This window comes from Agromyces sp. Y558 (genome assembly GCF_059445415.1).
In genome coordinates this window covers 53,117-77,622 of the sequence record NZ_JCAIUH010000002.1, presented here as the reverse complement: position 1 = coordinate 77,622, position 24,506 = coordinate 53,117, and the positions used below count along the sequence as shown (strand labels likewise).

The following is a 24,506-nucleotide window of genomic DNA, read 5'->3' as shown; positions in this document are numbered from 1 at the left end:
CGCACGCGCGCACGGCGTCGCGCCGATACGATGGGCGCGCACGTCGAACGCCAGGAGGCTCCCGTAATGATCACCGCTGCCGCAGACGGATCCGCCCTCGGCAACCCAGGCCCGGCCGGCTGGGCCTGGTACGTCGACGACAGCTGCTGGGCCGCCGGCGGGTGGAAGCACGCCACCAACAACCAGGGCGAGTTGAAGGCGGTGCTCGAACTCTTCCGCGCTACGGCCCACCTCGACGATGACCTCCTCGTGCAGTGCGACAGCCAGTACGTGATCAACTCGGTCACCAAGTGGATGCCCGGCTGGAAGCGCAAGGGCTGGCGAAAGGCAGACGGCAAACCGGTCATGAACATCGAGCTTCTCCAGGAGCTCGACGAAGCGCTCGCCGGGCGCCGCTACCGCTTCGAGTGGGTGAAGGGCCACGTTGGCCACGAGCTCAACGAGGCGGCCGACGCGCGCGCTCGCGCAGTCGCAGAGGCGTACCAACGCGGCTCGTCGGTTCCCGGCGGCCCGGGGTGGAGCGGGGCCTGTGCGACAGACGGCTCGGCGACGATCGCCGAACCCGCGCCTGCAGCCGACGCCGTACCGGAACCCGCGCCAACACCCGACGCCGTCGCGCCCGCCTTCGACGACGGCGCGCTGTTCAGCCTCGACCCCGAGCCCGAGGCGTGGCACAGCATCACGCTCGAGCTCTCGACCGAAGAACTCGATCGGCTCCGCGTGCGCGCCCAAGCCGAGGGCCTTCCGCCCGACGAATTCCTCCGCGGGCTGATCTGAGTCCGCGGCGAGCTGATCCTGTCGTCCTGCACCTAGCCGGGCGCGTGGAACCGCTGTTGCGCCGCCACGAGCCTCTGAGTCCGCGGGGAGCTGATCCGGACCGTCTTGCGCCTAACTCGGTGCGTGGAACCGCTGTTGCGCCGCCACGAGCCCCTCGCTCGCCACCGCCTCGACCGCGTCCGCGGCATCCGACACCAGGTTCGGAAGGTTCGAGCGCTCGGCGCTCGAGAAGTCCTTCAGTACGAAATCGGCTGGGTCCTGCCGGCCGGGAGGGCGGCCGATGCCGACACGCACGCGCGTGAACGGCCCTGAATCGGTGGCCTTCTGAATATCGCGGAGCCCATTGTGCCCGCCATGCCCGCCGCCCTGCTTCAAGCGCACGGTGTCGAACGGCAGGTCGAGCTCGTCATGCACGACGATGAGTCGCTCCGGCTCGACCGAATAGAACTTCAGGAGCGCCGAGACCGGCCCGCCCGAGGTGTTCATGTAGCCATTGGGCTTGGCGATGACGAGCTTCGGGCCGCCCGGGCGGAGGAATCCCTCGGCGACGCGCGACGGCGTCTTGTGGCTCTTGAACTGCGCTCCGAGTCGTGCGGCGAGCTCGTCGGCGACCATGTGGCCCACATTGTGCCGGTTGCCGGCGTACTGCGCGCCGGGGTTGCCGAGGCCGACCACGAGCCAGGTGTTCTGGGCCACGGTGTCGTCCTTCCGGCGAGGGCGCAGCAGGTCGAGGAATCCCATCTGACCTCCGAGCGAGCGAGAAACGGCCGGAGCCCCGCGCCCCGCATTCCGAGCGTACCCGGATGCGGGAGGCGAGGCCCCGACGCGGTAGTGGTGCGAGTGCAGTGGTGCGAGTGCTACTCGGCCGCCTCGGCCTCGGCCTCTTCGGCGCCTTCAGCTGCTTCGCCCTCGGCGGCCTCTTCAGCGGCCTCTTCGCCCAGGTCGACCTTCTGCGGCGTGTGCACGTTGATGACGAGCGCCTCGGGGTCGGACAGGAGCGTCGAGCCCTTGGGCAGTTCGACGGCGCCCGCGAGGATCTGCGCGCCCTCTTCGAGGCCTTCGACGTTGACGACGACGCGCTCGGGGATGTGCGTCGCCTCGGCCTCGAGCGAGAGGGTGTGCTGGTCGAGGTCGGCGATCATGCCCGGGGCAGGCTCGCCCTCGAGGTGCACGGGCACCTCGACCTGGACCTTCTCGCCCTTCTTGATGACGATGAGGTCGAGGTGCTCGATGACCTGGTGCACCGGGTCCTTCTGCACGTCCTTCACGAGGGCGAGCTGGCTCTTGCCGTCGATCTGCAGGTCGAGCACGGCGTTCGCCTTGCGGAGGATCAGGCCGATCTGGTGCGCCGGGAGCGCGACGTGCACGGGGTCGGTGCCGTGACCGTAGACCACCGCGGGGATCTTGCCGGCGGCGCGGAGCTTGCGGGCCGCACCCTTGCCGAACGATTCGCGCGCGTCTGCGACGACCTTGTTGTCTTCAGCCATTTGTTTCTCCTTGCTGGGCCCGGCTTTGGAGGCGCTGGCGGCCCAGATCGTGTGTCTGTTGTCTCGACTCGAACGCGCGCAACGAATGTGCGCAAATGCGTGAGGAAAAGCCGTGGAGCCTGCTCCTACCGCGTCGATCACGGATGCCGCCGCCCGCTCTCGCGACCAGTGAGGCATCCCTCGCCGAAGTCCAATGGACAAGTCTACCGGATGCCGCGCGGCCTCGTCACCGCGGCCGCCACGACCTCGTCTGCGGGAGCGCCGACATCGACCCCGGCCCCGGCCCGACGACCGCGCGGGACTCGGTGTTCAGAACGCGGTGTTCACCAGTCGTGGACTGTGCCGTCCGCAAGTCGGTTGTACGGGAGGTAGGCCTGCTCGTACGGGTACTTCCCCGCTTCATCCACGTTGAGGTCGACGCCGATGCCCGGGTTGTCACCGGGGTGCAGCAGTCCGTCCTTCCAGGTATAGGACTGCTCGAAGACCGCGTCGGTCTTCGAACCGTGCTTCATGTACTCCTGGATGCCGAAATTGTGGATTGAAAGGCCGAGGTGCATGGCTGCGGCCATACCGACGGGTGAGATGTCGGTCGGCCCGTGCATGCCCGACTTGATCTGGTACTGCGCCGCGTAGTCGAGCACCTTCTTCAGGTGCGAGATGCCGCCCGTGTGGGTGACCGCGCTGCGCACGTAGTCGATGAGCTGCTCACGGATGATCTGCTGGTAGTCCCACACCGTGTTGAAGATCTCGCCGATGGCGAGCGGGGTGGTCGTGTGCTGGCGCACGAGCCGCAGCGCCTCGGGGTTCTCAGCGGGCGTGCAGTCCTCGAGCCAGAACAGGTCGTAGGGCTCGAGGGATTTGCCGAGCTGGGCGGCCTGGATCGGCGTCATCCGGTGATGGCCGTCGTGCAGGAGCGGCAACTCCGGCCCGAACTCCGCCCGAACGGCCTCGAACACCGTCGGCACGTGGCGCAGGTACGAGCGGGTGTCCCAATCCTCCTCCTTCGGGTACGCGCCGCGCTGGGCGGGCTCGTAGTCGTAGCGAACGCCCGTGTTCCCCTCGAGGGTGGCATTGGAGGCGATGCCGTAGATCGATTCGAGACCGGGCACCCCGGTCTGGATCCGGATCGCCCGGTACCCCTGTTCCTGGTACGAACGCACGCTGTCGAACAATTCCTCGTTCGACTTGCCAGAGGCGTGACCATAGGCGAGCAGACCGGTTCGCGATGCCCCGCCGAGCAACTGGTAGAGCGGCATCCCGGCGGCCTTCGCCTTGATGTCCCAGAGCGCGACATCGACGGCCGCGATCGCCGCCATCGTGACCGGACCACGACGCCAGTACGCGCTTCGGTAGAGGAACTGCCAGGTGTCCTCGATCTTCGACGCATCGCGGCCGATGAGCAGAGGCACCACGTGGTCCTTGAGATAGCTCACCACCGCGAGCTCCCGGCCGTTGAGGGTTCCGTCGCCGAGCCCGGTGATGCCCTCGTCGGTCGTCAGCTTGAGAGTGACGAAGTTGCGATCGGGGCTGGTGACGATGACTTCCGCGCGTTCGATCTTCATGATGGATCCTATTCTGCTGAGAGTGGCTCTGGCCGGCGAGATCTCCGGGTCATCTCGTCACCATTCCGCCAGGGAACCGTCGTCGTGCCGCCAGATCGGCGAACGCCATTCGTGCCCGGCCCTGTCGGCCGCTCGCACGGCGGCCTCGTCGATCTCGATGCCGAGGCCCGGCCCGGTCAGTCGCTCGATGGCGCCGTCGACGAATTTGAGCGGCCCCGTGTCGAGCACGTAGTCGAGCACCTCGGCGCCCCGGTTGTAGTGGATGCCGATGCTCTGCTCCTGGATGAGGTAGTTCGGCGTCGCGAAGCCCACCTGCAGGCAGGCAGCGAGCGCGAGCGGCCCGAGCGGGCAGTGCGGCGCCAACTGCACGTCGTAGGTCTCGGCGAGGGAGGCGATGCGACGCACCTCGCTGATGCCGCCTGCGTGCGACAGATCGGGCTGCGCGACGGCGATTCCGGCCGCGAGCACGGGAAGGAACTCCTGCCTGCTGTACAGCCGCTCGCCCGTCGCCACGGGGATCGTCGTCGACGAGACGAGTGCACCGATCGCATGCGAGTTCTCGGGCACGATCGGCTCCTCGAGGAAGAACGGGTGGAACGGCTCGAGCAGCGGCGCGATGCGGCGCGCGGTCGCGAGCGTGAACCTCCCGTGGAAGTCCACGGCGATGTCGCGGGCCGGGCCGAGCACCTCACGGGCAGCGGCGACCCGCTCGACGACGGCATCCAGTTCAGCCGCCGAGCCGTTGCGGCTCATCCGGCCGCTCGCGTTCATCTTCACCGCGGTCAGCCCGACATCGAGCTGAGCCCCGATGGCATCCGCGATCTCCGCCGGGTCGTCGCCGCCCACCCAGCCGTAAGCCCGGATTCGGTCGCGCACCGCTCCGCCGAGAAGTTGATGCACGGGCACGCCGAGGTGACGTCCGGCGATGTCCCACAGCGCTTGGTCGATACCCGAGACAGCGCTCGAGAGCACCGGCCCGCCCCGGTAGAAGCCGGACTTGCTGAGTACCTGCCAGTGGTCCTCGATCGTGAGCGGGTCGCGCCCGATCAGGTACTCGGCGAATTGCTCGACGGCGGTGCGGACGGTTGCCGAGTGGCCCTCGAGGGATGCCTCGCCCCAGCCGACGACGCCCGAGTCCGTCTCGATGCGGACGAACAGCCAGCGGGGCGCGACCATGAAGGTCTCGACGCGATCGATGAGCACGGCGGGATCAGCCCTTCGTCGCGCCGGCGGTGAGCCCCGACACGATGTACTTCTGGGTGAACAGGGCGATGACCATGATCGGCACGGTCACGACGACGGCGGCAGCCATGAGTCCTCCCCAGTCGATGCTCGCGTACGACACGAAGTTGAAGATCGCCACGGGCAGGGTTTTCGTGTTGGCGCCGGAGAGCACGAGCGCGAACATGAAGTTGTTCCACGAGAAGATGATCGACAGGATTCCCGCCGTCGCGATACCGGGGGTCGACAGCGGCAGCGTGATCCTGAGGAACGCGCCGATCGGTGTGAGCCCGTCGACCTGCGCCGACTCTTCGAGGTCCTCCGGAAGCGAGTCGAAGAACGACATCATGATGTACACGATGAGCGGCAGCGCGACGAACATGTGCGACAGGATCAACACGCTGTAGTCGCCCACCATGCGCAGGTTCGCGAAGATGAAGTACCACGGTACGAGCAGACTGACACCTGGAATGATGCGTGCCAGCAGCACGATGCCCGCCGACTTCTGCATGCTGAACCGGCTCATCGCGTAGGCGGCCGGAACCCCGACCAGCAGGGAGAGCGCCGTCGAGGCGAATGCGATCCAGGCGCTGTTGAAGATGAACTGGAAGTAGTTGTCGCGCCCCAGCACGTTCGCGAAGTTGTCGAGCGTGGGCGTGAACGCGAGCGTCTTGCCGACGTCGTAGATGTCGACGTTCGTCTTGAACGACGACAGCAGCATCCAGGCGAGGGGCAGGATGAAGACGACGACGATGACGATGAGCGAGACGGCGCGGAACCACTTGTAGGCGCGGGAGCGCAGCGGCGTGCGCCGACGGGCCGACGGCGGAGGCGGTGAACTCGCTGGGGCAGCCTGTGTCGTGGTCGATTCGACGGTCGTGGTCATTGCGACGCCTTCTCCTTTCTTCTGAACGTGATGGCCCACATGATCGCGATGATCAGCAGGAAGAAGATCATGAGCACGGCGGATGCGACGCCGTAGTCGTTGTAGTCGAAGCTGAGCCCGTAGGCGTAAACGTTGAGCGTCTCGACCTCGTGGAACGAGCCGCCGCCCTTGCCCTTCGTCGCGTACAGGATGTCGAAGGTCTTGAGCGCATCGATGCTGCGCAGCAGAATGGCGACGATGACCGTCGTCCTGAGCAGCGGCAGCGTGACATACCAGAAGCGCTGCCACGCGCTGGCGCCATCGATACGGGCCGCCTCGTCGGGCTCGTCGGAGAGGGAGGTGAGGCCTGCGAGCAGGATGAGCACGACCATCGGCGTCCACTGCCAGATGTCGACGAACATGAGGGTCGGCAGGGCCGTCAGCTCACCCGACAGCCACGGCTGCGGCGGGATGCCGAAGAAGCCGAGCAGCTGGTTGGCGAAGCCGATGTTGGGGTCGAAGATGAGCTTCCACATCATGCCGACTGCGACGGGGGTCGCGACGAGAGGCAGCAGGATGGCGACACGCACCCAGCGCTCGCCGCGGAACGGGCGCCAGAGGAGCAGGGCGATGGCCATGCCGAGCACGAGTTCGACGATGAGCACACCGCCCGTGAACAGGAAGGTGCGCCAGACCGCCGGCCAGAAACGGTCGAAGTCGGTGAAGACCTCGGCGTAGTTCTCGAAGCCGATGAACTCGTGCTCGGCACGCACCGATCCTTCGGAGTTGGTGAAGCTCAGGTAGATCGTCCAGACGAGCGGGATGGCGACCAGCAGGCCGACGATGATCATCGCCGGGGAGGCGAACAGCCACTTGCGGCGGCGATTCGCCCAGTCAGAGAACGCCTTCTGTGGCGATGGGCGGATGCCGGTCTCTGCCGCTGTACGGGCGCTGGTCGTCGCAATCATCGTTCACCTCCTTGTGAGTGAGAATCCAGGGTTGGATGCTGGGTGCTGCTACTGGTTCTCTTCGTCCAGGAGCGCCTGGAGCGCCTCGTTCGCGGCATCCGCGGCGGCATCCGAGTCTCCACCGGTGATGGCGACGACGATCGGATCGCCGACGATCTCACGCGCCTCGGGGACCTTGATGACGAGCGGTCGGTCATGGCCGACGCCGTTCTTGGTGCTGATGGCGATCGCCTCGGCGAGGTCGGTCGGGTAGGTCGAGATTCCCGCGGGGTCGTCCCACACGGAGGCGCGGGCGCCGGGGACGCCGGCCTGCTGGATCTCGAGCGTCATCTCCTGGCTGGTCGCCCATTCGATGAACTTCCAGGCGTTGTCCTGGTTGGAGGAAGTCTCGTTGACGCCGAGCGCCCACGAGGGCACGTTGTATGCCTTGGAGCCGTCGGGACCGGCCGGGATGGGGGCGAAACCGACGGTATCGGACACCTTCGAGTTCTCGGGGTCGGTCGCGTTCTTGTAGAGGCTGTCAGCCTCGGTATAGAACGCCGCACCGCCTTGCGTGAAGATGGCCATCGCCTCGGACCAGCTCATGTCGGTGCTGACGTTTTCGGGGCCGAAGTCGTGGATCAGCTTGCCGTAGGTCTCGTACGCGGCCTTCGCTTCGGGCGTGTTCACGCTCGCGTTGCCGTCTTCGTCGATGAAGTCACCGCCATAGCTGTACAGGAAGCTCGAGAACTGGGTGACCGCCGCGGACTTGCCGGTGCGGGCCACGAAGCCCGCGATGCCGGGGTTCTCGTTCTTGATCTGCTCCGCCGCGGCGAGGAGGTCGTCCATCGTCTTGGGAACTTCGAGGCCGGCTGCCTCGAGCAGATCCTTGCGGTAGTAGAGCACCTCCTGCTCGGTGATGATCGGCACGCCGACGACCTGGCCGTCATAACTCGTCGAGCTGACGGGGCCCTCCTGATAGTCGGACCAGTCCCAGTCGCTGCTCGCGGTGACGCGGTCGCTCAGGTCGGCCATGTAGCCGTTCTTGGCGAAGAGCTTGCCCTCTTGGAGGGGGCGGTACATCATGACGTCGATCTCGTCGGTGCCCGCGTTGAGCTTGACGTTGTACTGGTCGGAGAGCTGGTCTTCTCCGAACTGGGCGACCTCGACCGTGATGCCCGTTTCCTTCTCGAACTCGGGGATCTTCTCCTTGATGATGTCGGTCCACACGTGGTTGACGAGCGTGACGCGCACCGTGTCGGAGCCCTCCCCGCCGTCGCCGCCCGAGCTGCAGGCCGAGAGCCCGCCTCCCAGGAGCAGGGCGGCGGTCGCAAGCCCGGTGATTCGGATGACAGATCGCTTCATTACGACTTCCTCTGTGTCTTGGTGATGATGCACTCCTCTGTGCACGAGATTCCGCACTTCACAATCGCTACGTCATCTCAATGCAGGCAACATAACAAATAACGTCATACTTATTCAACTCACAAGCGGGTCCGGTATGATTTATACGTGACTATCGACGCAAAAGGGACGGCCGTCGAGAACGACCACGGCCCCGCCTCCCCCGTGATGGGCCTCCACGCGCAGGTCCTCGACAGGCTGGGCCTCGCCCTGTGTTCGGGAGAACTTCCCGCAGACGTCGTCGTCCGCATCGACGAACTCGAGCAGCGCTACGACGTGTCCCGCTCGGTCGTGCGTGAAGCGCTCCGTGTGCTCGCCGCGATGGGCATGATCTCCTCGCGGCGTCGCGTCGGAGTCAAGGTGCTGCCCCAGTCCGAATGGAACCTCTACGATCCCCAGTTGATCCGCTGGCGCCTCGCATCCCCAGGCCGCATCGCCCAGCTGCGATCGCTGACGGAGCTGCGCACGGCGGTCGAGCCCGAGGCTGCGCGGCTCGCCGCCATCCGAGCCCCCCTCACGGGAGCGAGCGAGCTCATGGGCCTCGCCGGCAAGCTGTGGGCGGCGGGCCAAGAGGGCGACAGCGAGCGGTTCCTCGAACTCGACATCGAGTTCCACCGCCTGGTGCTCACCAACTCGGGCAACGAGATGTTCGGCAAGCTGCACACCCTCGTCGAGGAGGTGCTCGCAGGACGCACCCACTACGGGCTCATGCCGACGAATCCGCATGTCGAAGCGCTGCAGTTCCATGTCGACGTCGCCAGCGCCATCCAGCGTGGCAACCCCGAAGACGCACAGGCCTCGATGCTGCGGATCATGCAACGCACCTTCCTCGAGATGAGTTCCATCTGGGAGGGAGGGGAGGCGGACGCCGTCTCCGGAACCTCGGGACCCCGCGTGCTGGGGCCGAATGAGACGCCGGGCTCGAATGAGACGGTGGCCGAATGAGACGGCCTGACCGGCACCCCGGCCCGAGGCTCAGCCTCTGACCGACGACGCGGCCTCGCCCAGACGCCGAACGGACGCCACCAGGTCGTGCACGACGGCGAGCTGTTCGACGACGGCGTCGCGGAACACCGTCGAATTGCGCACGGGCTCGGGGAACACCTCGCCGATCGCGAAGAAGCGGTCGACGATCGCACCCGGCTCGTCGGCGAGCGCCGCAGGTGTGCCGACTGCTGCGTGCAATCGGCCGGCCAGCGGATCGTCGAGCGCGGGGGCATCCGGCTCCAGCGACCTCGCGACGTAGGCGATCCACGCAGCCACGACGAGCGCGAGCCCGGTCGGCACCGCACCGGCGGCCAGCCGGTCGGCGGCGGTGCCGAGCACCCGGATGGGCAGTTTGTGCGATCCGTCCATCGCGACCTGGGAGGTGGCGTGCGCGAGCGCCGGATTGGCGAACCGCGTGAGCACGCTGTCGCGATACTCGGCGAGGTCGATGCCCGCCGGCGCCGAGAGCGTGGGCAGGATGTCGTCGTCGAGTACGCGACGAGCAATGGCGTGAAGGCGCGGATCGGCGATCGCCTCTGCGATCGTGGCGTACCCGCTGAGCGAGCCGAGCCAGGCGAGCAGCGAATGCGTCGCGTTGAGCACTCGGAGCTTCACCTGTTCGTACGGCGTCACGTCATCGGTGAACGTCGCCCCGGCGAGCTCCCAACGCGGGCGGCCGGCGGCGAAGTCGTCTTCGATCACCCACTGCGCGTACGGCTCGGCAACGACGAGCGCCTCGTCGCGGAGCCCCAGGAGCGAGGACGCCGCCAGGCGGTCGGCCTCGGTCGTCGCCGGGGTCAGTCGATCGACCATCGACGACGGGAATGCGACGGATGCCTCCAGCCAGGCGCGGAAATCGCGACCACCGGCGCCGACCGCCTCGGCGATCGAGAGCACGAGCTCACGTGAGACGGCGCCGTTGTGCGCAAGGTTGTCGCACGAGAGCACGGTGAACGGGCCGCCACCTGTACGGAAGCGGCGGGCGAGCCCTCGCACGAGGAGCCCGAGCGGGGTGCGTGACGCCGATGCCCCCGGCGTGGCTGCGAGCTCGCCGGCGATCAGGTCGACGTCGTTCGCGATGCCGAGATGACGCCGGTCGATGCCGCCCGTCTCCGCCCGGTGGTAGCCCCGCTCGGTGAGAGTGAGGGTCGCGAGCTGCGTCGACGCGGCAGCGAGCGTCGCGACGATCCGTTCCGATTCGATGCCCGGCCAGGCGCAGTCCACCACCGAGCCGACGAGCCGCAGCGACACCTCGTGCTCCCCCGAGACGAGCACGCCGTAGAGGCAATCCTGCGGTCGCAGTTGTCCCACCACCCGGTCACTGCGACCGGTGACGCCGAGGATCCCCCAGCAGGTCTCGCCGGTCGCGGCCGCGGCATCCTCGGTCAGCAGAGCCTGATGACTGCGGTGGAACGACCCGATGCCGAAGTGCACGATGCCGACCGTCAGCTCGGCGGGATCCACTCGAGGGCGGGTCACCTCTGCGGGGAACTTCGAGGGCGGCAGCGCCGCGAGCGCCTCGCGAGTCAGACGCGGCGGCGCAGCATCACTCATCGCGGGACTCCTTGACCTGTGCCACGAGTTGGGTCGGGTTGATGAAGCGCAGAGCGATGATCAGGATGAGGAGCATCAGGCCGGTGTAGACCACGCCCATCGAGGAGATCAGCTGTCGTGCCTCTCCGCCGCCGGCGCTCGTCATGGCCCGGTAGATCGCGACCACGAGCGTGTCGGACGTCGGACCCGACACGAGGAACGTGAGCTCGAACATCCCGACGGTTCGGACGAGCACGAGGATGCCCGCCGCGAGGATCCCGGGGATCAGGAGCGGCGCGAGGATTTTGGTGAAGACCTGCATCATGTTCGCCCCGCACATGCGAGCGGCATTCTCGATCGACGGGTTGATCTGCTCGATGAACGGCGTCATCGTGATGATCACGAACGGGATCGACGGCACGAGGTTCACGAGGATCACGGCGAGGATCGTCCGGCCGAGGCCGAAGTTGTACATGACGGTCGCGAGCGGGATGCCGAAGGTGATCGGTGGAATCAGGATCGGGAGCAGGAACAGCAGCAGCACGAGCCGCTTGCCCGGGAAGTTGCTGCGCGCCAGCACGTACGAGGCCGGCACGCCGACGAGGATCGACACCACGATCACCGCGAACGCGACGAGGAGCGTCACACCGATGATCTGGCCGAGGTCGAAGCGAGTCCAGGCCTCCGCGTACCAGTTGAGCGTGAAGGTCTCGGGCAGCCACGTGTTGAACCAGGGCTTGCCGAGTGAGTCCACGAGCACACTCAGCACGATGCCGAAGAGGAACACGAAGAACACCGCGATGCCGGCCCAGACGAACCATGTGCCTGGGGAGGCGGCGAGCGAGCGCTCGCCGGGAGGCATCTTGCCGCGCTGGGTTCCGGAGATGTCGACCGATTCGGTCGGGGGCCCCGCATTCGCGGGAGGCGTGGTGAGTGTGGAGACGGACATCAGCCCTTCCCTCCTGTCGAACCCTTGTAGAGGAAGGAACGGCCGAGGAACACGATCGCGATGACGATCAGTTCGACGACGCCCATCATGATGGCGATGGTGGAAGCCATGCTGTAGTCGAGCTGCTCGGCGAACGAGCGGTAGGCCATCAGCGCGAGCACGCGCGTTTCGCCTGCCGCGTCACCCACGAGTCTCGCCGAGGGGAACACGCTGAATGCGAGCACGAAGGTGAGGATGAAGGTCGTCGCGAGGCCCGGTGCGAGCAGCGGAAGCGTGATGCGCCGGAAGCGTTGCTGCCAGTTCGCACCGAGCGTCTTCGCGGCAGCTTCGAGCGACGGGTCGATGCCCGAGAGGTACGAGGAGATCAACAGGTACGCGAACGGAAATCCCGAGATCACAAGTGAGAAGAAGACGCCGAGGTAGTTGTTCACGAGTTGCAACGGCTCCGAGATGACCCCGATGTCGAGCAGGAATCGGTTCAGCCAGCCCTGCCGCCCCGCGAAGATCAGCAGCCCCTGCGCCGTGAGCACCGTTCCCAGTGCGATCGGCAGCACGAGGAGCGTCTGCATCGTGCGCTTTCCCCTGAACTTGCCGCGCAGCTTGTAGGCGATCGGAATCGAGACGATCACGTTGAACAGCGCCGCCGGCAACGCCAGCCGCATCGTGAGCCATACGGAGTCGAAGATGAACGAGTCCTGGAAGAACGCGATGTAGTTGGCGAACGGCCCGCCGCCCCAGCTCTGCTGAGTGGTCGCGAGCGGCTGAAGGGTCAGCCCGATGCCGTACGCGAAGGGATAGACGAACAGGGCGAGCGCGAAGACCACCGCCGGAGCCAGCAGCCAGAGTTTCGAGTCGATGCCGCGCTCGGCGAGCCGGTGCCTGCGGCTCGCCGAGCTCTTCGCCCGCGAAGCCGCATCGGTCGACGAGGTCACCCCCGCACCTCCGCGAGCGGAGCCCGTTCGACGGGGGCGGGCTCGAGTGCGGTGTCGAGTTCGCTGCGATACACGAGCGCGCGGTCGGGGTCGACCGAGAGTGTCACCGTGGCACCGGGAGCAGGTGCGAAATCAGCGTGCACGTGCAGGTTCACGCCCTCGCGTGTGGTGACACCGACCGCGAACTCCCTGCCCTGGTACTCCACGACGTTGACTGTTGCCTCGATGGCATTCGTCGGCGGCGTAGCCGCGGTGTGCACGGTCAGGTCGGAGGGCCGGATGGCGAGCCGGATGCGCTCACCGACCGCGGCATGCTGCACGAGGCTGCCGACGAGCGAGAGCCCGTCGCCCGAGACGCGGGCGTGGCGTCCGTCGACGGTCTCGACGGTGAGGTCGAGAAGGTTGCGATAGCCCATGAAGTCGGCGACGTGCCAGTTCGCGGGATGGTCGTGCAGTTCCTCGGGAGTGCCGATCTGCTGCACGCGACCCTCCCGCAGCACCACGAGGCGATCCGCGAGCGAGAGCGCCTCCTCCTGATCGTGCGTGACGTAGACGGTGGTGAGGCCGAGCGACTGGTGCAGCCGCCGGATCTCGGTGCGCATCTCGAGGCGGAGCTTCGCGTCGAGGTTCGAGAGCGGTTCGTCCATGAGCACGAGTCGCGGCTCGAGCACGATGGCTCGGGCGATCGCGACGCGCTGCTGCTGTCCGCCCGAGAGCTGGCCGGGCAGCTTCTTCGCGTGCTCCTCGAGCTTGACGAGCGCGAGGCCCTCCGCCACCCGGCGGTTGACCTCCGCGCGCGGCAGCTTGCGCATCTGCAGGCCGAACGCGATGTTCTTCGCGACGGAGAGATGAGGGAACAGTGCGTAGTTCTGGAACACCATGCCGAAGTCGCGTTTCTCGCTCGGCAGCACGTCGATGCGCTTACCGTCGATGCGGATCTCGCCATGGGTGAGCGGAAGCAGCCCGGCGAGGCAGTTCAGCGCCGTCGACTTGCCGCAGCCCGACGGTCCGAGCAGGGCGATGAACTCCCCCGCTCGGATCGTCAGGTTGAGGTCGACCAATGCCTCTCGACCGCCGAAGCTCCGCCCGACATCGTTCAGCTCAAGGGACTCGAATGCATTGGCCGTGAGTGGCATGATCTACTGCGCCTCGTACTTCCCGGCACCGATCTCGCGGTCCCAGATGTCGAACGCCTTCACCAGTTGCTCGGCAGGCAACGGGGTCGCCTTCGGCATCTCTTCGATGAGGTCGTCGTACCAGTCACGACCGAACTCGGCGATCAGGTCCTGGCTGGCCTGCGGCGCCTTGTCGAGCGTCGCGCCCTCGACCGCCGGGCCGGGGTAGAAGTACCCGCTGTCATACGCCATCGCGTTGACCTCGGGAGTCAGGATGTAGTCGAGCAGCAGCAGGATCGCCGACAACTTGTCGGCTGACTGCCCCTTCGGGACCAGCGCGTAGTGCGCGTCGGTCACCCAGGTGAAGTCGTCGAACGGCGCGGCTTCGATCGTCGCAGGCTCCTTGGCCGTCGCGCGAGGCTCGATGTCCCAGCCCGTGGTGGTGGGGATCAGCGCCCAGCTTCCATCGGCCATGTTGGTGATGACCTGGCCGGTGCCCGTCGGGTAGTTGTCGATCGTGGCGCCGAGTTCCTTGAGGTAGGCCCAGGTCTTGTCCCAGCCGTTCTCGGGATCGCTGGGATCGTCGTCGCCGAGGATGTAGGGCAGTCCCTGCAGGAACGTGCGGCCGGGGCCCGAGTTCGCGGGCCGTGCATACCCGAACTCGCCCGGGTTCGCCTGCGCCCACTCGAGCAGTTCCTCGGGTGTCGACGGCACGTCGGTGACGACGGCCGGGTCGTACTGCAGCAGCGGCCCGGATGGGTAGTACGTCGTGACGACCCCGTAGTCCTCTGAGAGTTCCTGCATGGCCGCGGCCGGTTCGAGGTAGTTCTCCTGGTTCGACACGCGATCGCCGTAATCGGTGACCAGCGGGATCCAGAGATCTTGGGCGATGCCCGCCGACAGACCGTCGGTGCCGCTCATCACGAGATCGACCGAGAGGTTGCCGCTGTCGACCTGCGGCTTGATGGTGCCGACGACGTCGGGTGCGCCGGCGCTCTCCCAGGTGACGGCGGAGACGACGTCGGGGTGCTCCTTGATGAACTCGTCGACCATCGGGCCGGTGAGCTTCTGGTTGCCCGCGACGTCGAGGATGTTCAGGGTGACCGGCGCCGAGGGCTTGTCGGGCACCTCGTTCGGGTCGCTCGCCGCGCTCGCGTCGCCGCCGCCTGTGTTCGGGGCGGTGCAGCCGGTCAACGCGAGGGCCGTGACAGCGGCGAGTGCAGCCGCGATCTGGGTGGTACGTCGGATGCGCATTGGTGGTCCTTCCTCTTCTCTGGGTTCCAGACACCGCTGTCTGGAAGAAGCTCAGACGCTGAGTGCGCCCGAATGCGGGGTGGGCTCTGCGGTCGCGACGGGCGCGACGCCGGTCGACTGCCGCACGATGAGCTGCACGGGTACGTCGGGGAGTTGCTTCGCCTCTGTCGAACGGCCGAGCACCGTGTCGAGCAGCGTGTCGACACACGAGCGACCCATCTGCACCCGCGGGTTCTCGACGGTCGTGAGGTTCGGCCAGATCATGGTGGACACCGGGATGTTGTCGAACCCGGTGACGCTGAAGTCATCGGGAACGCGGGCACCGCGCTGGCGCAGCCGATCGAGGAGGCCGAGCGCCATGAGGTCGTTGTATGCGACCACGGCGGTCGCACCGGAGGCGATCGCAAGGTCGGCCGCCTGAACGCCGCCGGCGAACGACGGCGGGAAGGTGCCGAGCTCGACGAGCGTCAGCCCGGCGTCCGCCTCGCCGAACGCGGTGAACGCCGCGGCGCGTTGCGCGTTCGACCAGGAACTCGGCGGGCCGGCCGCATAGGCGATCGACCGGTGCCCGAGCGCCACCAGGTGCGCCATGATGGCGCGAATACCGCTCGCGTTGTCGAAATTGATCGAGGGCACGCCGGGCACCGACCGATTCAGGAGCACGAGCGGCGTCTCGGCGGCGAGTGAGAGCACCGTCTCTTCGCTGCCTCGCGCCGAAGCGAGGATGACGCCGTCGACCTGTTTCGCGAGGCTGCGCACCACCTCCGCCTCGAGCACGGGGTCTTCATCGCTGTCGGCGATGAAGACGGCGTAGCCGGCGGCTCGAGCGCGATCCTGCACGCCCTTGCTGATCGAGCCGAAGAACGGGTTCTCGAGGTCGGGTACGACGAGACCGAGGCATCCGGTGCGCCCGGTGATGAGCCCGCTCGCCGCGCGATTCGGACGGTATCCGAGATCGCGGGCCATCTGCTGCACCTGCGTGCGGGTGGGTTCGGCCACCAGCTCGGGCGAGGCCAGGGCACGTGAGACGGTCGAGATCGACACGCCGGCGGCCTTCGCCACGTCTCTGATCGTCACAGCCATGTCACACCGCCCTGTGCTTCGACCGGCGCACGCCGCCGGCAGTCGATATATTCTGCAAACCTTTTCAGAGTTCTGTCAAGCAGTTCGCGCAGAATGCCCGACATCGAGTCGATGGCCGCACCCGGCATCACGACGAGCCGCAGAAATACGCCTATAGTGTGGGATCAGATGCCGTACGCAGCGGCAGGGCCGGGATGTTCGACGCTTGAAACAACACCGCGCTTGTTTCACTGCATGATCGAGCCGATACAAGAGTCGATACTTCGACAGGGGGCGGACATTGCCTGCACCATGGACACTTCACCCCGACCGCGCGCTGCCCGTCGATCCGGGCCAGCGATCGATCGCGCGCGAGATCTATCGAGAGATCGCCTCGCTCCCGATCGTGTCCATGCATGGTCACGTCGACGCCGCGGCACTCAGTCGCAATGAGCGCTTCGGTGATCCCGCCGAGCTGCTCATCATTCCCGACCATTACCTGGTGCGCATGCTCGTGTCGCAGGGACTCCCCCACCGTGACCTCGGCATCCGCCCGCTCGACGGGTCGGCGATGGAGACCGACCACCGCCGCATCTGGCGTCGGTTCGCCGAGAACTGGAAGCACTTCCGCGGCACGCCGACTCGCTATTGGCTCGAGCACGTCCTCGTCGAGGTGTTCGGCGTCGCGCAGCCACCGAGCGCTGAGAGCGCCGACGCCCTCTACGACGAGCTCGCCGAGAAGCTCGCCCGCCCCGAGTTCCGCATCCGCGAGCTCTTCGATCGGTTCGGCATCGAGATACTGAGCACGACCGACTCGCCCGACTCGGATCTCGCCGACCACGCCGCGCTCGCGGCGGAGGGCTGGGGGGAGCGCGTCGTACCGACCTTCCGTCCCGACTGCCTGTTCCTCCCCGACCGCGCAGGGTGGCGCAGCGACCTCGAGTCGCTCGAGGCGAGCGCCGACCTCGAGATCGTCGACTACTCGCGCTTCCTCGAGGCGCTGCGAATCCGGCGCCGGGCGTTCGTGGCGGCGGGTGCCCGGGCGAGCGACCACGGCCACCGCACCGCCGACACGACTCCGCTCGAACCGCACGAGGCCCGCCGACTGTTCGCAGCGGCGCTCCGCGGCGGACTCGACCGGGCCCAGTCCGAGGCGTTCGCCGCGAACATGCTCTTCGAGAGCGCTCGGATGTCGCTCGACGACGGGCTGGTCATGCAGCTGCATCCGGGGGTGTCCCGCGATCACTCCGACACGATCCTCGGCACGTACGGCGTCGACCAGGGCTTCGACATCCCCGAAGCGGTCGAGTTCACGCGTTCCCTTCGGCCTCTGCTGAACGCGTTCGGGCACGACCCCCGGTTCCGCCTGATCCTGTTCACGATCGACGAGACCGTCTACTCACGAGAACTCGCCCCGATCGCAGGGGCCTACCCGGCGGTCAAACTCGGCGCACCGTGGTGGTTCCTCGATTCCCCGGCCGGCATGACGCGCTTCCGGGAACTCGTGACCGAGACGGCGGGCTTCTCCAACACCAGCGGGTTCGTCGATGACACCCGGGCGTTCGCATCGATCCCCGCCCGCCACGACCTCGCGCGTCGAATCGACGCCGGATACCTCTCGAAGCTCGTCGCAGAGCATCGCCTGCCGCACGACGAGGCGATCGAGACCGCGATCGAACTGAGCTACACGCTGCCGCTCGCGGCATACGCTCGGCGCGACTGATCCCACCTACGGCCCTCACCGAAACAGCGCGCAACGGTGAGGGCCGCTCAGACTACGCTGGATTACGGAACCCATCCCGTGTCGAGGAGATCATTCGTGCCTGTCACCCCTTCAGCAAACATCGGCGTCGTCGGCCTCGCGGTCATGGGGTCGAACCTCGCCCGTAACCTCGCGAGCCGCGAGGGCAACACGGTCGCCGTGTTCAATCGTTCCCCCGAACGCACGCACACGCTGACGAGCGAGCACCCTGAGGCCGGGCTCGTCGCGTCCGAGAGCTACGACGACTTCGTCGCCTCGCTCGTCAAGCCCCGCACCGCGATCATCATGGTGCAGGCCGGCAAGGGCACCGACGCCGTGATCTCCGAACTCGTCTCCCGCTTCGAGCCGGGCGACATCATCGTCGACGGCGGCAACGCGAACTTCCACGACACGATCCGCCGCGAGGCCGAGATCAGCCCGACGGGCATCCACTTCGTCGGCACCGGCATCTCGGGCGGCGAAGAGGGCGCGCTCAACGGCCCGTCGATCATGCCCGGCGGCAGCGTCGAGTCGTACAAGACCCTCGGCCCGATCCTCCGATCGATCGCCGCCATCGCGCCCGACGGCGAGCCGTGCGTCACGCACGTCGGCACCGACGGCGCCGGCCACTTCGTCAAGATGGTGCACAACGGCATCGAGTACGCCGACATGCAGCTCATCGCCGAGGCGTACGACCTCATCCACCAGGGCACCGGCAAGTCCCCCGCCGAGATCGCCGACATCTTCGCCGAGTGGAACACCGGCGAACTCGAGAGCTACCTCATCGAGATCACGGCCGAGGTGCTTCGCCAGACGGATGCTGCGACGGGCGAGCCGCTCGTCGACGTCATCCTCGACGAGGCCGGCGCGAAGGGCACCGGCGCGTGGACCGTGCAGAACGCCCTCGACCTCGGCGTGCCGACCTCGGGCATCGCCGAGGCGGTCTTCGCGCGCAGCCTCTCCTCGAAGCGCGCCCAGCGCGAAGCATCCGTCGATCTGCCCGGCCCTTCGACCGAGTGGAAGGTCGACGGCGCCGACGCCGACGCGTTCATCGAAGACGTGCGCCGCGCCCTCTACGCGTCGAAGATCATCGCCTACTCGCAGGGCTTCGACGAGATCGTCGCCGGCGCCGAGCAGTACGGCTGGGACATCAAGAAGGGCGACATCGCGAAGATCTGGCGTGCAGGCTGCATCATCCGCGCCCGGTTCCTGAACCGCATCGCCGAAGCGTACGCCGACGACCCGTCGCTCGTGGCGCTCGTCGTTGCACCCTACTTCCGCGACGCCGTCGCCGGCACGCAGGAGTCGTGGCGCCGAGTCGTCGCGATCGCGGCACAGGCCGGCATCCCGACGCCCGCCTTCTCCTCCTCGCTCGCCTACTACGACGGGCTCCGCGCTCCACGGCTCCCCGCCGCGCTCATCCAGGGCCAGCGCGACTTCTTCGGCGCACACACCTACAAGCGGGTCGACAAGCCCGGCGTGTTCCACACGCTCTGGTCGGGCGACCGCTCGGAGATCGAGACGACTCCCTCGTCGCACTGACCCAGGCAACGACCGAGCTGGAGTAGACCGAGACGGAAAGGCACCCGCGTGGGCGAGCCGAAGTGGCGTGAAGAGGGCGAAGAGCCCGACTACCGGTTCACGCTCGCCAACGAGCGCACCTTCCTCGCCTGGATTCGCACAGCACTCGCGCTCCTCGCGGGCGGCGTGCTGCTGCACCAGTTCGCGACCGAGCTCGACCCACGGCTCGTCGTCACGGTGCTCTCCGTCGGCTTGGGGCTGGTGGCCGCCGTGCTCAGCTTCATGTCGTACACGAGATGGCGAGCGAACGAGATCGCGATCCGGCGCGGGCGCCCCCTGCCGTTCAGCTGGGTGCTGCCAGGGCTCGCCGCAGTCTGCCTCCTCACGAGCGCCGTGCTCGTGGTGCTCCTCCTCGTGGCGTGAGCGTCGGCGAAGTGAGCGTCGGCGAAGTGAGCGACTGAGGTGGCCTCGTACAGCGTGCCCGCGACCGGCGATCCTGGCCTGCAGCCCGAACGCACGGCGTTGTCGTGGAGCCGTACCGCCTTCGCGCTGGCCGTCAACGCCCTGCTGTCGATGCGGTCAGGCCTCGTCGCCGGTGAGCCGTGGCTCGTCGCGGTCGGGGCGCTGCTGTTCGCGGCATCCGGAACCGCGGTCGCAATCGGTACCGTGCGTCGTCGGCAGCTTGCCGGCGACCACCTCGTGATCACTCCCCCGCGCGGCGCTCTCGCCGGTGTCGCCGTCGCAACGCTCCTCGCAAGCGTCGGCGGCATTGCTTCGATCCTCGCCGGCGGTGCCCCGTGAGCGACGTGCATCCCGAGCTGCAGGGCGCCGACGATGACGGCGACGGCCCCGTCTTCGGCGAACGTCGGCGCCGAATCATCCGTGTCACCGTGCTCGTCGCCCTCGTCGCGATGCTGCTGCCTGTCGTGCTCTCGGTCTACGGCACGGCGCATTCGGCGGCCCAGCGCGCGTGCGCGGTGTACGTGTCCGTTTACGACACGGATGCCGCGAGCGCACGAGTCTCACTCGAGCTGTTCAGCTCGACCGGGCCTGGCTGGCAGTGCTTCGCCGTGTCCGCGACCGGCAACCAGACGCTCGTCGCCGAGCTCGGATTGCTGCCAGGGGCACCGCGACCGATCGATGCGGACGAGCGCGACGCCTGATCGTGCCGCGTCGGCCATGTGGCGGCGCACGCCGCGTCATCATCGGGCCGCCTCTGGCTGCTGCACCTGCCCGATGACGCGAAGCAGGTCGAGGCCCGCTGCCGCCTGGCTCCCGACCTCGGCCGAGTAGGCGACGATCCGCAGGTCTGCGCCCTGCACCGTGAGCACGTCGCAGTCGAGGGTCAGCGGCCCGACCTCCGGGTGCTCGATCGTCTTGTGATGGGCGGTGTGAGCCGCCACCTCGGCATGATCCCAGAGGTCGGCGAACCGTGGGGATCGCACCTGGAGGTCGCGCACGAGATCGGCGAGTTCCCGGTCGTGCGGGTAGCGGGCGCTCGCCTGTCTGAGGTCGGCGGCGACGTCGGCCTCGAGCGCCGACCGCTCCGCGGGGCTGTGCCGCACCCGTCCGACGGCACCGAGGAAGAGCTGCCACGGCAGGTTGCGTTCACGTGCTGTGCCCCCGAGCGTCGAGCCCATGAGCGCGTTCCAGAGCGGGCTCGCGGTGACGAGCGTCCACCGAGCGTCGTAGACGGCGACGGGCAGGTCGCGCATGCGCTCCACGAGTCGTTGCACGCCGGGCGTGAGATGCGAGTCGACGACCCCGGCCGACGGCGCGAGGAGTCCGGCGAGCAGGAACACGTGATCCCGCTCGGCGACGGTCAGCCGAAGGGTGCGCGCCAGAGCGGAGAGCACCTGAGGCGACGGATGCAGCGAACGGCCCTGTTCGAGACGGGTGAGGTAGTCCACCGAGACTCCCGCCGCGAGGGCGACCTCCTCCCGTCGGAGTCCGGCCGAGCGGCGGCTCGGACCGACGACGATGCCGACCTCGCGCGGGTCGGCGCGATCGCGCCACGCGCGCAACATCCTGCCGAGTTCGCGCTGCTCGTCATCCATGCTTCGAGTATCTCCCCGATCACGACCAGACGGGCGCCCGAGGGTGGTACCGCCGGTCCCAGGATCACGGGGCTACTGGGCAGCACACCCGCGACATCCGACGATGGAGCCATGACCATCACGCTCATCACCGGAGGCAACAAAGGCCTCGGATTCGAAACCGCCTGCACACTCATCGAGTCCGGTCACACCGTGTACCTCGGCTCCCGCGATCCTGCGCGCGGCGAACCGGCGGCCACCGCGATCGGCGCCCACCACCTAACGCTCGATGTCACCGCCGACGCCTCCGTCACTGCGGCGGCCGATGCCATCGCCGAACGCGAGGGGCATCTCGATGTGCTCGTCAACAACGCCGGCATCGCGGGCTCGTTCGCCGCGCCGCGCGACGTCCTGGCGCACGAAGTGCAGCACATCTACGAGACGAACGTATTCGGCATCGTTCGCATGATGCATGCGTTCATCCCGCTGCTCGAACGGTCGGAGACCCCGGTCGTCGTCAACGTCGGCAGCGGAATGGGATCGCTCGCGGTCACGACCGACCCCGAGCGGCTCGAGTCCGCGTTCATCGGCATCGGCTATCCATCCTCGAAGACCGCGGTCAACATGCTCACCTCGCAATATGCGAAGGCCTTCCCGCGGTTCCGCATCAACGTCGTCGACCCCGGCTACACCGCGACCGATCTGAACGGCAATCAGGGCACGCAGTCCGTCGCGGAGGGCGCGGCGATCATCGTGCGCATGGCTCGGATCGGTGAGGACGGCCCGACCGGCTCGTACTTCGCCGCTGCCGGGCCGGTCGACTGGTGAACCGCATCGCCGAACGGTGAACCGGATCGCACCGACGTCGCCTCAGCGTTCGTCGGATTCGCGGGACTCGTCGGGGAACACCCGCTTGTACTTGCGTCCGTCGGGCAGTTCGACGGTCTCGGCGCGCAACAGCCCGCGCGTGACCCGCTGGTAGATCGCCTGCGGCGTCACGCCGAGCTGCGCGGCCGCCTCGGCGACCGAGCGTCCGGGCAGCTCGGTCGGCACACTCGAGGGCCGCTCGCGCTTCCGCTTGCGGCTCGCCTCGTGCCGCGCGGAGATCTCGTCGTCGTCACCCGCCCAGCGGTGCTTCGCGGCCGAGGGGCTGAGCCCCGCGGCATCCGCGATCTCGTCCCACGACCGGCCGGCCTCGAGCGCCTCGCGCACCGAGGCGAGCGACGCCGGGTCGGCCTCGAGAGCGGCACTGAGCGAGCGGATGCCTCGGAGCCGCTCGAGCGGCGAGGCATCCGTCTCGTCATCGGAGCCGGCGTCCGTACCGGGGACTGCGAGCGCATCGAGCGCCATGAGCTCGGCGAGCGCGCGGGCCGTCTCGGCGGAAAGGAAGGACACCTCGACCCCGTTCAGCCGTTCAGGAGGCCGTTGCGCACCTCGCGGCGCAACACCTTGCCGATGAGCGACTTCGGCAGTTCGTCGGCGGCGAGCACGCGCTTCGGCACCTTGTAGGCGGTCAGACCGTCGCGGGCGAAGTCGCGAAGCTCCTGCTCGTCGAGCGTCGCACCGTCGCGCAGCACGACGACCGCGACGACCTGCTCGCCGGAGTGTTCGTCGGGCAGGCCGACGACTGCGACATCCTCGACGTCGGGGTGGGCGCGCAGCGCCTCTTCGACCTCGCTCGGGGCGACGTTGAAGCCCCCCGTGATGATCAGTTCTTTGATGCGATCGACGATACGCACGAAGCCCTCGGCGTCGATCGAGACGATGTCGCCCGTGCGGAACCAGTCGGCACCGCCGTCGGTCGCGGGCACGAACACCGCCTCGGTCTCCTCGGGCTTCTGCCAGTAGCCCGAGAACACCTGCGGACCACGCACGATGAGTTCGCCCTCGGCGCCCGCAGCGACATCCGTGCCCGGGGAGTCGGGGTCGACGACGCGCGCCTCGGTCGAGGGAAGCGGGAGCCCGACCGTGCCGACCTTGCGGTTCGGCGCGACGGGATTGGCCATGAGCACGGGCGAACACTCCGAGAGGCCGTAGCCCTCGACGAGGTAGCCGCCCGTCTCCGCCTCCCACGGCTCGACGACGGCCGCCGAGAGCGGCATGGCGCCCGAGATCGCGATGCGGATGCCGGCGAGCGAGACGCCCTGGGCGACGGCCGCCTTCGTGAGTCGCTCGTAGATGGGCGGCACGGCCGGCAGGAACGTCGGCGGATGCCGCTTCACGACCTTCAGCACGAGGTCGGGTTCGAACTTCGGGAAGAGCACGAGGCGGGCGCCCATGCTCATCGCGAAGGTGAGGCAGAGCGTGAGCCCGTAGGCGTGGAACATCGGCAGCACCGCGTAGACGACCGCGGTACCCCGCTCGATCTCGGGCACCCAGGCGCGCGCCTGCGCGGCGTTCGCACCGAGGTTCGCGTGCGTGAGCGCCGCGCCCCTGGGGCTGCCCGTCGTGCCGCTCGTGTACTGGATCACGGCGACGTCGGAGACGCCGGGCCCGATGATGTGCGCATCGATCGGGTCGGCGCCGACGATCTTCTCCCACGGCGTCGTGCCGCGCACGCTCGTGGTCAGCGCCGCGCGCGACTCGCGCGCCTTCGCGATCGGCAGGCGCAGCATCGCACGCATCGAGAACGGCATCGCGCGAGTCACGTCGACCGAGATGATCGCCTGCACCGCGACATCCGCCGGGAACGCCTGAATCGTCTCGACGACACTGTTCCAGGCGATGACGACTCGCGCACCGTGGTCTTCGAACTGGTGCCGTAGCTCACGCGGGGTGTAGAGCGGGTTGTGCTCGACGACGATCGCGCCGAGGCGCAGTACCGCGTAGAACGCGACGATGTGCTGCGGGCAGTTCGGCAGCACGAGCGCGACCGGGTCGCCCTTCTGCACCCCGAGAAGCCGCAGGCCTTCGGCGGCGCGCTCGATCTGCTCACCGAGCTCGGCATACGTCGTGGTGCGCCCGAAGAACTCGAGGGCGACATGGTCGCCGTAGGTGTCGACGGATGAACGGATCAGGTCGCAGAGCGAGCCGGTCTCGGCCGGGAGCTCAGCCGGGACACCCTCGGCGTAGCTCGCGAGCCACGGACGAGGCGTCGTGATCGACATGAGCCG

24 protein-coding genes are annotated in these 24,506 nt (G+C 67.8%); 8 read left to right on the top strand and 16 right to left on the bottom strand.

Annotated elements, in window-relative coordinates; translation table 11 throughout:
* Positions 1-66: 66 nt before the first annotated feature.
* Positions 67-777: a ribonuclease H family protein gene (locus AC1C2T_RS12160; protein WP_495385476.1), complete on the top strand. Its 711-nt coding sequence runs from the start codon at positions 67-69 to the stop codon at positions 775-777.
* Between the two features lie 111 nt (positions 778-888).
* Here AC1C2T_RS12160 and pth read toward each other — a convergent pair whose 3' ends face one another.
* From pth to AC1C2T_RS12125, 7 genes are all read right to left on the bottom strand, one after another.
* Positions 889-1,518: an aminoacyl-tRNA hydrolase gene (pth, locus tag AC1C2T_RS12155; protein WP_495385475.1), complete on the bottom strand. Its 630-nt coding sequence runs from the start codon at positions 1,516-1,518 to the stop codon at positions 889-891.
* 116 nt (positions 1,519-1,634) lie between these two features.
* Positions 1,635-2,264, bottom strand: coding sequence for a 50S ribosomal protein L25/general stress protein Ctc (locus AC1C2T_RS12150; RefSeq protein ID WP_495360738.1), 630 nt, complete (start codon positions 2,262-2,264; stop codon positions 1,635-1,637).
* A gap of 323 nt (positions 2,265-2,587) precedes the next feature.
* The gene (manD, locus tag AC1C2T_RS12145; RefSeq protein WP_495385474.1) at positions 2,588-3,826 is read right to left on the bottom strand and encodes a D-mannonate dehydratase ManD; all 1,239 of its coding nucleotides are present in this window, start codon (positions 3,824-3,826) and stop codon (positions 2,588-2,590) included.
* Between the two features lie 57 nt (positions 3,827-3,883).
* A complete protein-coding gene (gene dgoD / locus AC1C2T_RS12140; RefSeq protein ID WP_495385473.1) occupies positions 3,884-5,029 on the bottom strand; it encodes a galactonate dehydratase in 1,146 nt (381 codons plus the stop codon).
* A 7-nt stretch (positions 5,030-5,036) separates the two neighbouring features.
* Positions 5,037-5,933, bottom strand: coding sequence for a carbohydrate ABC transporter permease (locus AC1C2T_RS12135; RefSeq protein ID WP_495360741.1), 897 nt, complete (start codon positions 5,931-5,933; stop codon positions 5,037-5,039).
* Entirely contained in the window at positions 5,930-6,880 is a 951-nt protein-coding gene (locus AC1C2T_RS12130; protein WP_495385472.1) for a carbohydrate ABC transporter permease, read from the bottom strand. Before AC1C2T_RS12130 ends, AC1C2T_RS12135 begins: the two co-directional genes overlap by 4 nt.
* 48 nt (positions 6,881-6,928) lie before the next feature.
* Entirely contained in the window at positions 6,929-8,224 is a 1,296-nt protein-coding gene (locus tag AC1C2T_RS12125; protein ID WP_495360743.1) for an ABC transporter substrate-binding protein, read from the bottom strand.
* Positions 8,225-8,371: 147 nt separating this feature from the next.
* Between AC1C2T_RS12125 and AC1C2T_RS12120 the strand changes: the two genes are divergently transcribed.
* Positions 8,372-9,208, top strand: coding sequence for a FadR/GntR family transcriptional regulator (locus AC1C2T_RS12120; RefSeq protein WP_495385471.1), 837 nt, complete (start codon positions 8,372-8,374; stop codon positions 9,206-9,208).
* Positions 9,209-9,238: 30 nt separating this feature from the next.
* Here the strand turns inward: AC1C2T_RS12120 and AC1C2T_RS12115 are convergent, their stop codons facing one another.
* From AC1C2T_RS12115 to AC1C2T_RS12090, 6 genes are read right to left on the bottom strand one after another with little or no spacing between them, the layout of a single operon-like run.
* Positions 9,239-10,804 carry a mannitol dehydrogenase family protein gene (locus tag AC1C2T_RS12115; protein ID WP_495385470.1) on the bottom strand — a complete coding sequence of 522 codons (1,566 nt, stop codon included), beginning with the start codon at positions 10,802-10,804 and terminating at the stop codon, positions 9,239-9,241.
* A complete protein-coding gene (locus AC1C2T_RS12110; protein WP_495360746.1) occupies positions 10,797-11,732 on the bottom strand; it encodes an ABC transporter permease in 936 nt (311 codons plus the stop codon). The genes AC1C2T_RS12115 and AC1C2T_RS12110 overlap by 8 nt, the downstream gene beginning before the upstream one ends.
* The gene (locus AC1C2T_RS12105; protein ID WP_495385469.1) at positions 11,732-12,664 is read right to left on the bottom strand and encodes an ABC transporter permease; all 933 of its coding nucleotides are present in this window, start codon (positions 12,662-12,664) and stop codon (positions 11,732-11,734) included. Before AC1C2T_RS12105 ends, AC1C2T_RS12110 begins: the two co-directional genes overlap by 1 nt.
* Positions 12,661-13,800, bottom strand: coding sequence for an ABC transporter ATP-binding protein (locus AC1C2T_RS12100; RefSeq protein WP_495385468.1), 1,140 nt, complete (start codon positions 13,798-13,800; stop codon positions 12,661-12,663). Before AC1C2T_RS12100 ends, AC1C2T_RS12105 begins: the two co-directional genes overlap by 4 nt.
* Before the next feature lie 3 nt (positions 13,801-13,803).
* Positions 13,804-15,033 (bottom strand): extracellular solute-binding protein, encoded by a 1,230-nt coding sequence (locus tag AC1C2T_RS12095; protein WP_495360749.1) that lies wholly within the window; start codon positions 15,031-15,033, stop codon positions 13,804-13,806.
* Positions 15,034-15,084: 51 nt separating this feature from the next.
* On the bottom strand, positions 15,085-16,116 hold the full coding sequence (locus AC1C2T_RS12090) for a LacI family DNA-binding transcriptional regulator (protein ID WP_495385467.1): 1,032 nt from the start codon (positions 16,114-16,116) through the stop codon (positions 15,085-15,087).
* A gap of 280 nt (positions 16,117-16,396) precedes the next feature.
* On the opposite strand from AC1C2T_RS12090, the gene uxaC reads away from it, so the two are divergent.
* The 5 genes from uxaC to AC1C2T_RS12065 all read left to right on the top strand — a co-directional run bounded on the left by uxaC (position 16,397) and on the right by AC1C2T_RS12065 (position 20,520).
* Positions 16,397-17,818, top strand: a complete 1,422-nt coding sequence (uxaC, locus tag AC1C2T_RS12085; RefSeq protein WP_495385466.1) for a glucuronate isomerase — start codon at positions 16,397-16,399, stop codon at positions 17,816-17,818.
* A 96-nt stretch (positions 17,819-17,914) separates the two neighbouring features.
* A complete protein-coding gene (gnd, locus tag AC1C2T_RS12080; RefSeq protein WP_495360752.1) occupies positions 17,915-19,378 on the top strand; it encodes an NADP-dependent phosphogluconate dehydrogenase in 1,464 nt (487 codons plus the stop codon).
* 48 nt (positions 19,379-19,426) lie between these two features.
* Complete coding sequence (locus tag AC1C2T_RS12075) at positions 19,427-19,780, top strand: YidH family protein (RefSeq protein WP_495360753.1); 354 nt, start codon at positions 19,427-19,429, stop codon at positions 19,778-19,780.
* Between the two features lie 39 nt (positions 19,781-19,819).
* The gene (locus AC1C2T_RS12070; RefSeq protein WP_495360754.1) at positions 19,820-20,158 is read left to right on the top strand and encodes a DUF202 domain-containing protein; all 339 of its coding nucleotides are present in this window, start codon (positions 19,820-19,822) and stop codon (positions 20,156-20,158) included.
* Positions 20,155-20,520: a hypothetical protein gene (locus AC1C2T_RS12065; RefSeq protein ID WP_495360755.1), complete on the top strand. Its 366-nt coding sequence runs from the start codon at positions 20,155-20,157 to the stop codon at positions 20,518-20,520. The genes AC1C2T_RS12070 and AC1C2T_RS12065 overlap by 4 nt, the downstream gene beginning before the upstream one ends.
* A 39-nt stretch (positions 20,521-20,559) precedes the next feature.
* Here the strand turns inward: AC1C2T_RS12065 and AC1C2T_RS12060 are convergent, their stop codons facing one another.
* Positions 20,560-21,414, bottom strand: a complete 855-nt coding sequence (locus AC1C2T_RS12060) for a helix-turn-helix domain-containing protein (RefSeq protein WP_495360756.1) — start codon at positions 21,412-21,414, stop codon at positions 20,560-20,562.
* Positions 21,415-21,525: 111 nt separating this feature from the next.
* On the opposite strand from AC1C2T_RS12060, the gene AC1C2T_RS12055 reads away from it, so the two are divergent.
* Positions 21,526-22,221 carry an SDR family NAD(P)-dependent oxidoreductase gene (locus tag AC1C2T_RS12055; RefSeq protein ID WP_495385465.1) on the top strand — a complete coding sequence of 232 codons (696 nt, stop codon included), beginning with the start codon at positions 21,526-21,528 and terminating at the stop codon, positions 22,219-22,221.
* A gap of 42 nt (positions 22,222-22,263) precedes the next feature.
* On the opposite strand, the gene AC1C2T_RS12050 is transcribed toward AC1C2T_RS12055, so the two are convergent.
* Together AC1C2T_RS12050 and AC1C2T_RS12045 are read right to left on the bottom strand one after the other, a co-directional pair.
* Positions 22,264-22,788: a hypothetical protein gene (locus AC1C2T_RS12050; protein WP_495385464.1), complete on the bottom strand. Its 525-nt coding sequence runs from the start codon at positions 22,786-22,788 to the stop codon at positions 22,264-22,266.
* Between the two features lie 11 nt (positions 22,789-22,799).
* The gene (locus AC1C2T_RS12045) at positions 22,800-24,500 is read right to left on the bottom strand and encodes a long-chain-fatty-acid--CoA ligase (RefSeq protein ID WP_495385463.1); all 1,701 of its coding nucleotides are present in this window, start codon (positions 24,498-24,500) and stop codon (positions 22,800-22,802) included.
* Positions 24,501-24,506 lie beyond the last annotated feature (6 nt).

Bases quoted from the DNA above. Each gene is read 5' to 3' on its own strand.
- AC1C2T_RS12160 (WP_495385476.1), top strand. From the start codon at position 67: ATGATCACCGCTGCCGCAGACGGATCCGCCCTCGGCAACCCAGGCCCG.
- pth (WP_495385475.1), bottom strand. From the start codon at position 1,518: ATGGGATTCCTCGACCTGCTGCGCCCTCGCCGGAAGGACGACACCGTG.
- AC1C2T_RS12150 (WP_495360738.1), bottom strand. From the start codon at position 2,264: ATGGCTGAAGACAACAAGGTCGTCGCAGACGCGCGCGAATCGTTCGGC.
- manD (WP_495385474.1), bottom strand. From the start codon at position 3,826: ATGAAGATCGAACGCGCGGAAGTCATCGTCACCAGCCCCGATCGCAAC.
- AC1C2T_RS12135 (WP_495360741.1), bottom strand. From the start codon at position 5,933: ATGACCACGACCGTCGAATCGACCACGACACAGGCTGCCCCAGCGAGT.
- AC1C2T_RS12130 (WP_495385472.1), bottom strand. From the start codon at position 6,880: ATGATTGCGACGACCAGCGCCCGTACAGCGGCAGAGACCGGCATCCGC.
- AC1C2T_RS12125 (WP_495360743.1), bottom strand. From the start codon at position 8,224: ATGAAGCGATCTGTCATCCGAATCACCGGGCTTGCGACCGCCGCCCTG.
- AC1C2T_RS12115 (WP_495385470.1), bottom strand. From the start codon at position 10,804: ATGAGTGATGCTGCGCCGCCGCGTCTGACTCGCGAGGCGCTCGCGGCG.
- AC1C2T_RS12110 (WP_495360746.1), bottom strand. From the start codon at position 11,732: ATGTCCGTCTCCACACTCACCACGCCTCCCGCGAATGCGGGGCCCCCG.
- AC1C2T_RS12100 (WP_495385468.1), bottom strand. From the start codon at position 13,800: ATGCCACTCACGGCCAATGCATTCGAGTCCCTTGAGCTGAACGATGTC.
- AC1C2T_RS12095 (WP_495360749.1), bottom strand. From the start codon at position 15,033: ATGCGCATCCGACGTACCACCCAGATCGCGGCTGCACTCGCCGCTGTC.
- AC1C2T_RS12090 (WP_495385467.1), bottom strand. From the start codon at position 16,116: ATGGCTGTGACGATCAGAGACGTGGCGAAGGCCGCCGGCGTGTCGATC.
- AC1C2T_RS12060 (WP_495360756.1), bottom strand. From the start codon at position 21,414: ATGGATGACGAGCAGCGCGAACTCGGCAGGATGTTGCGCGCGTGGCGC.
- AC1C2T_RS12055 (WP_495385465.1), top strand. From the start codon at position 21,526: ATGACCATCACGCTCATCACCGGAGGCAACAAAGGCCTCGGATTCGAA.
- AC1C2T_RS12045 (WP_495385463.1), bottom strand. From the start codon at position 24,500: ATGTCGATCACGACGCCTCGTCCGTGGCTCGCGAGCTACGCCGAGGGT.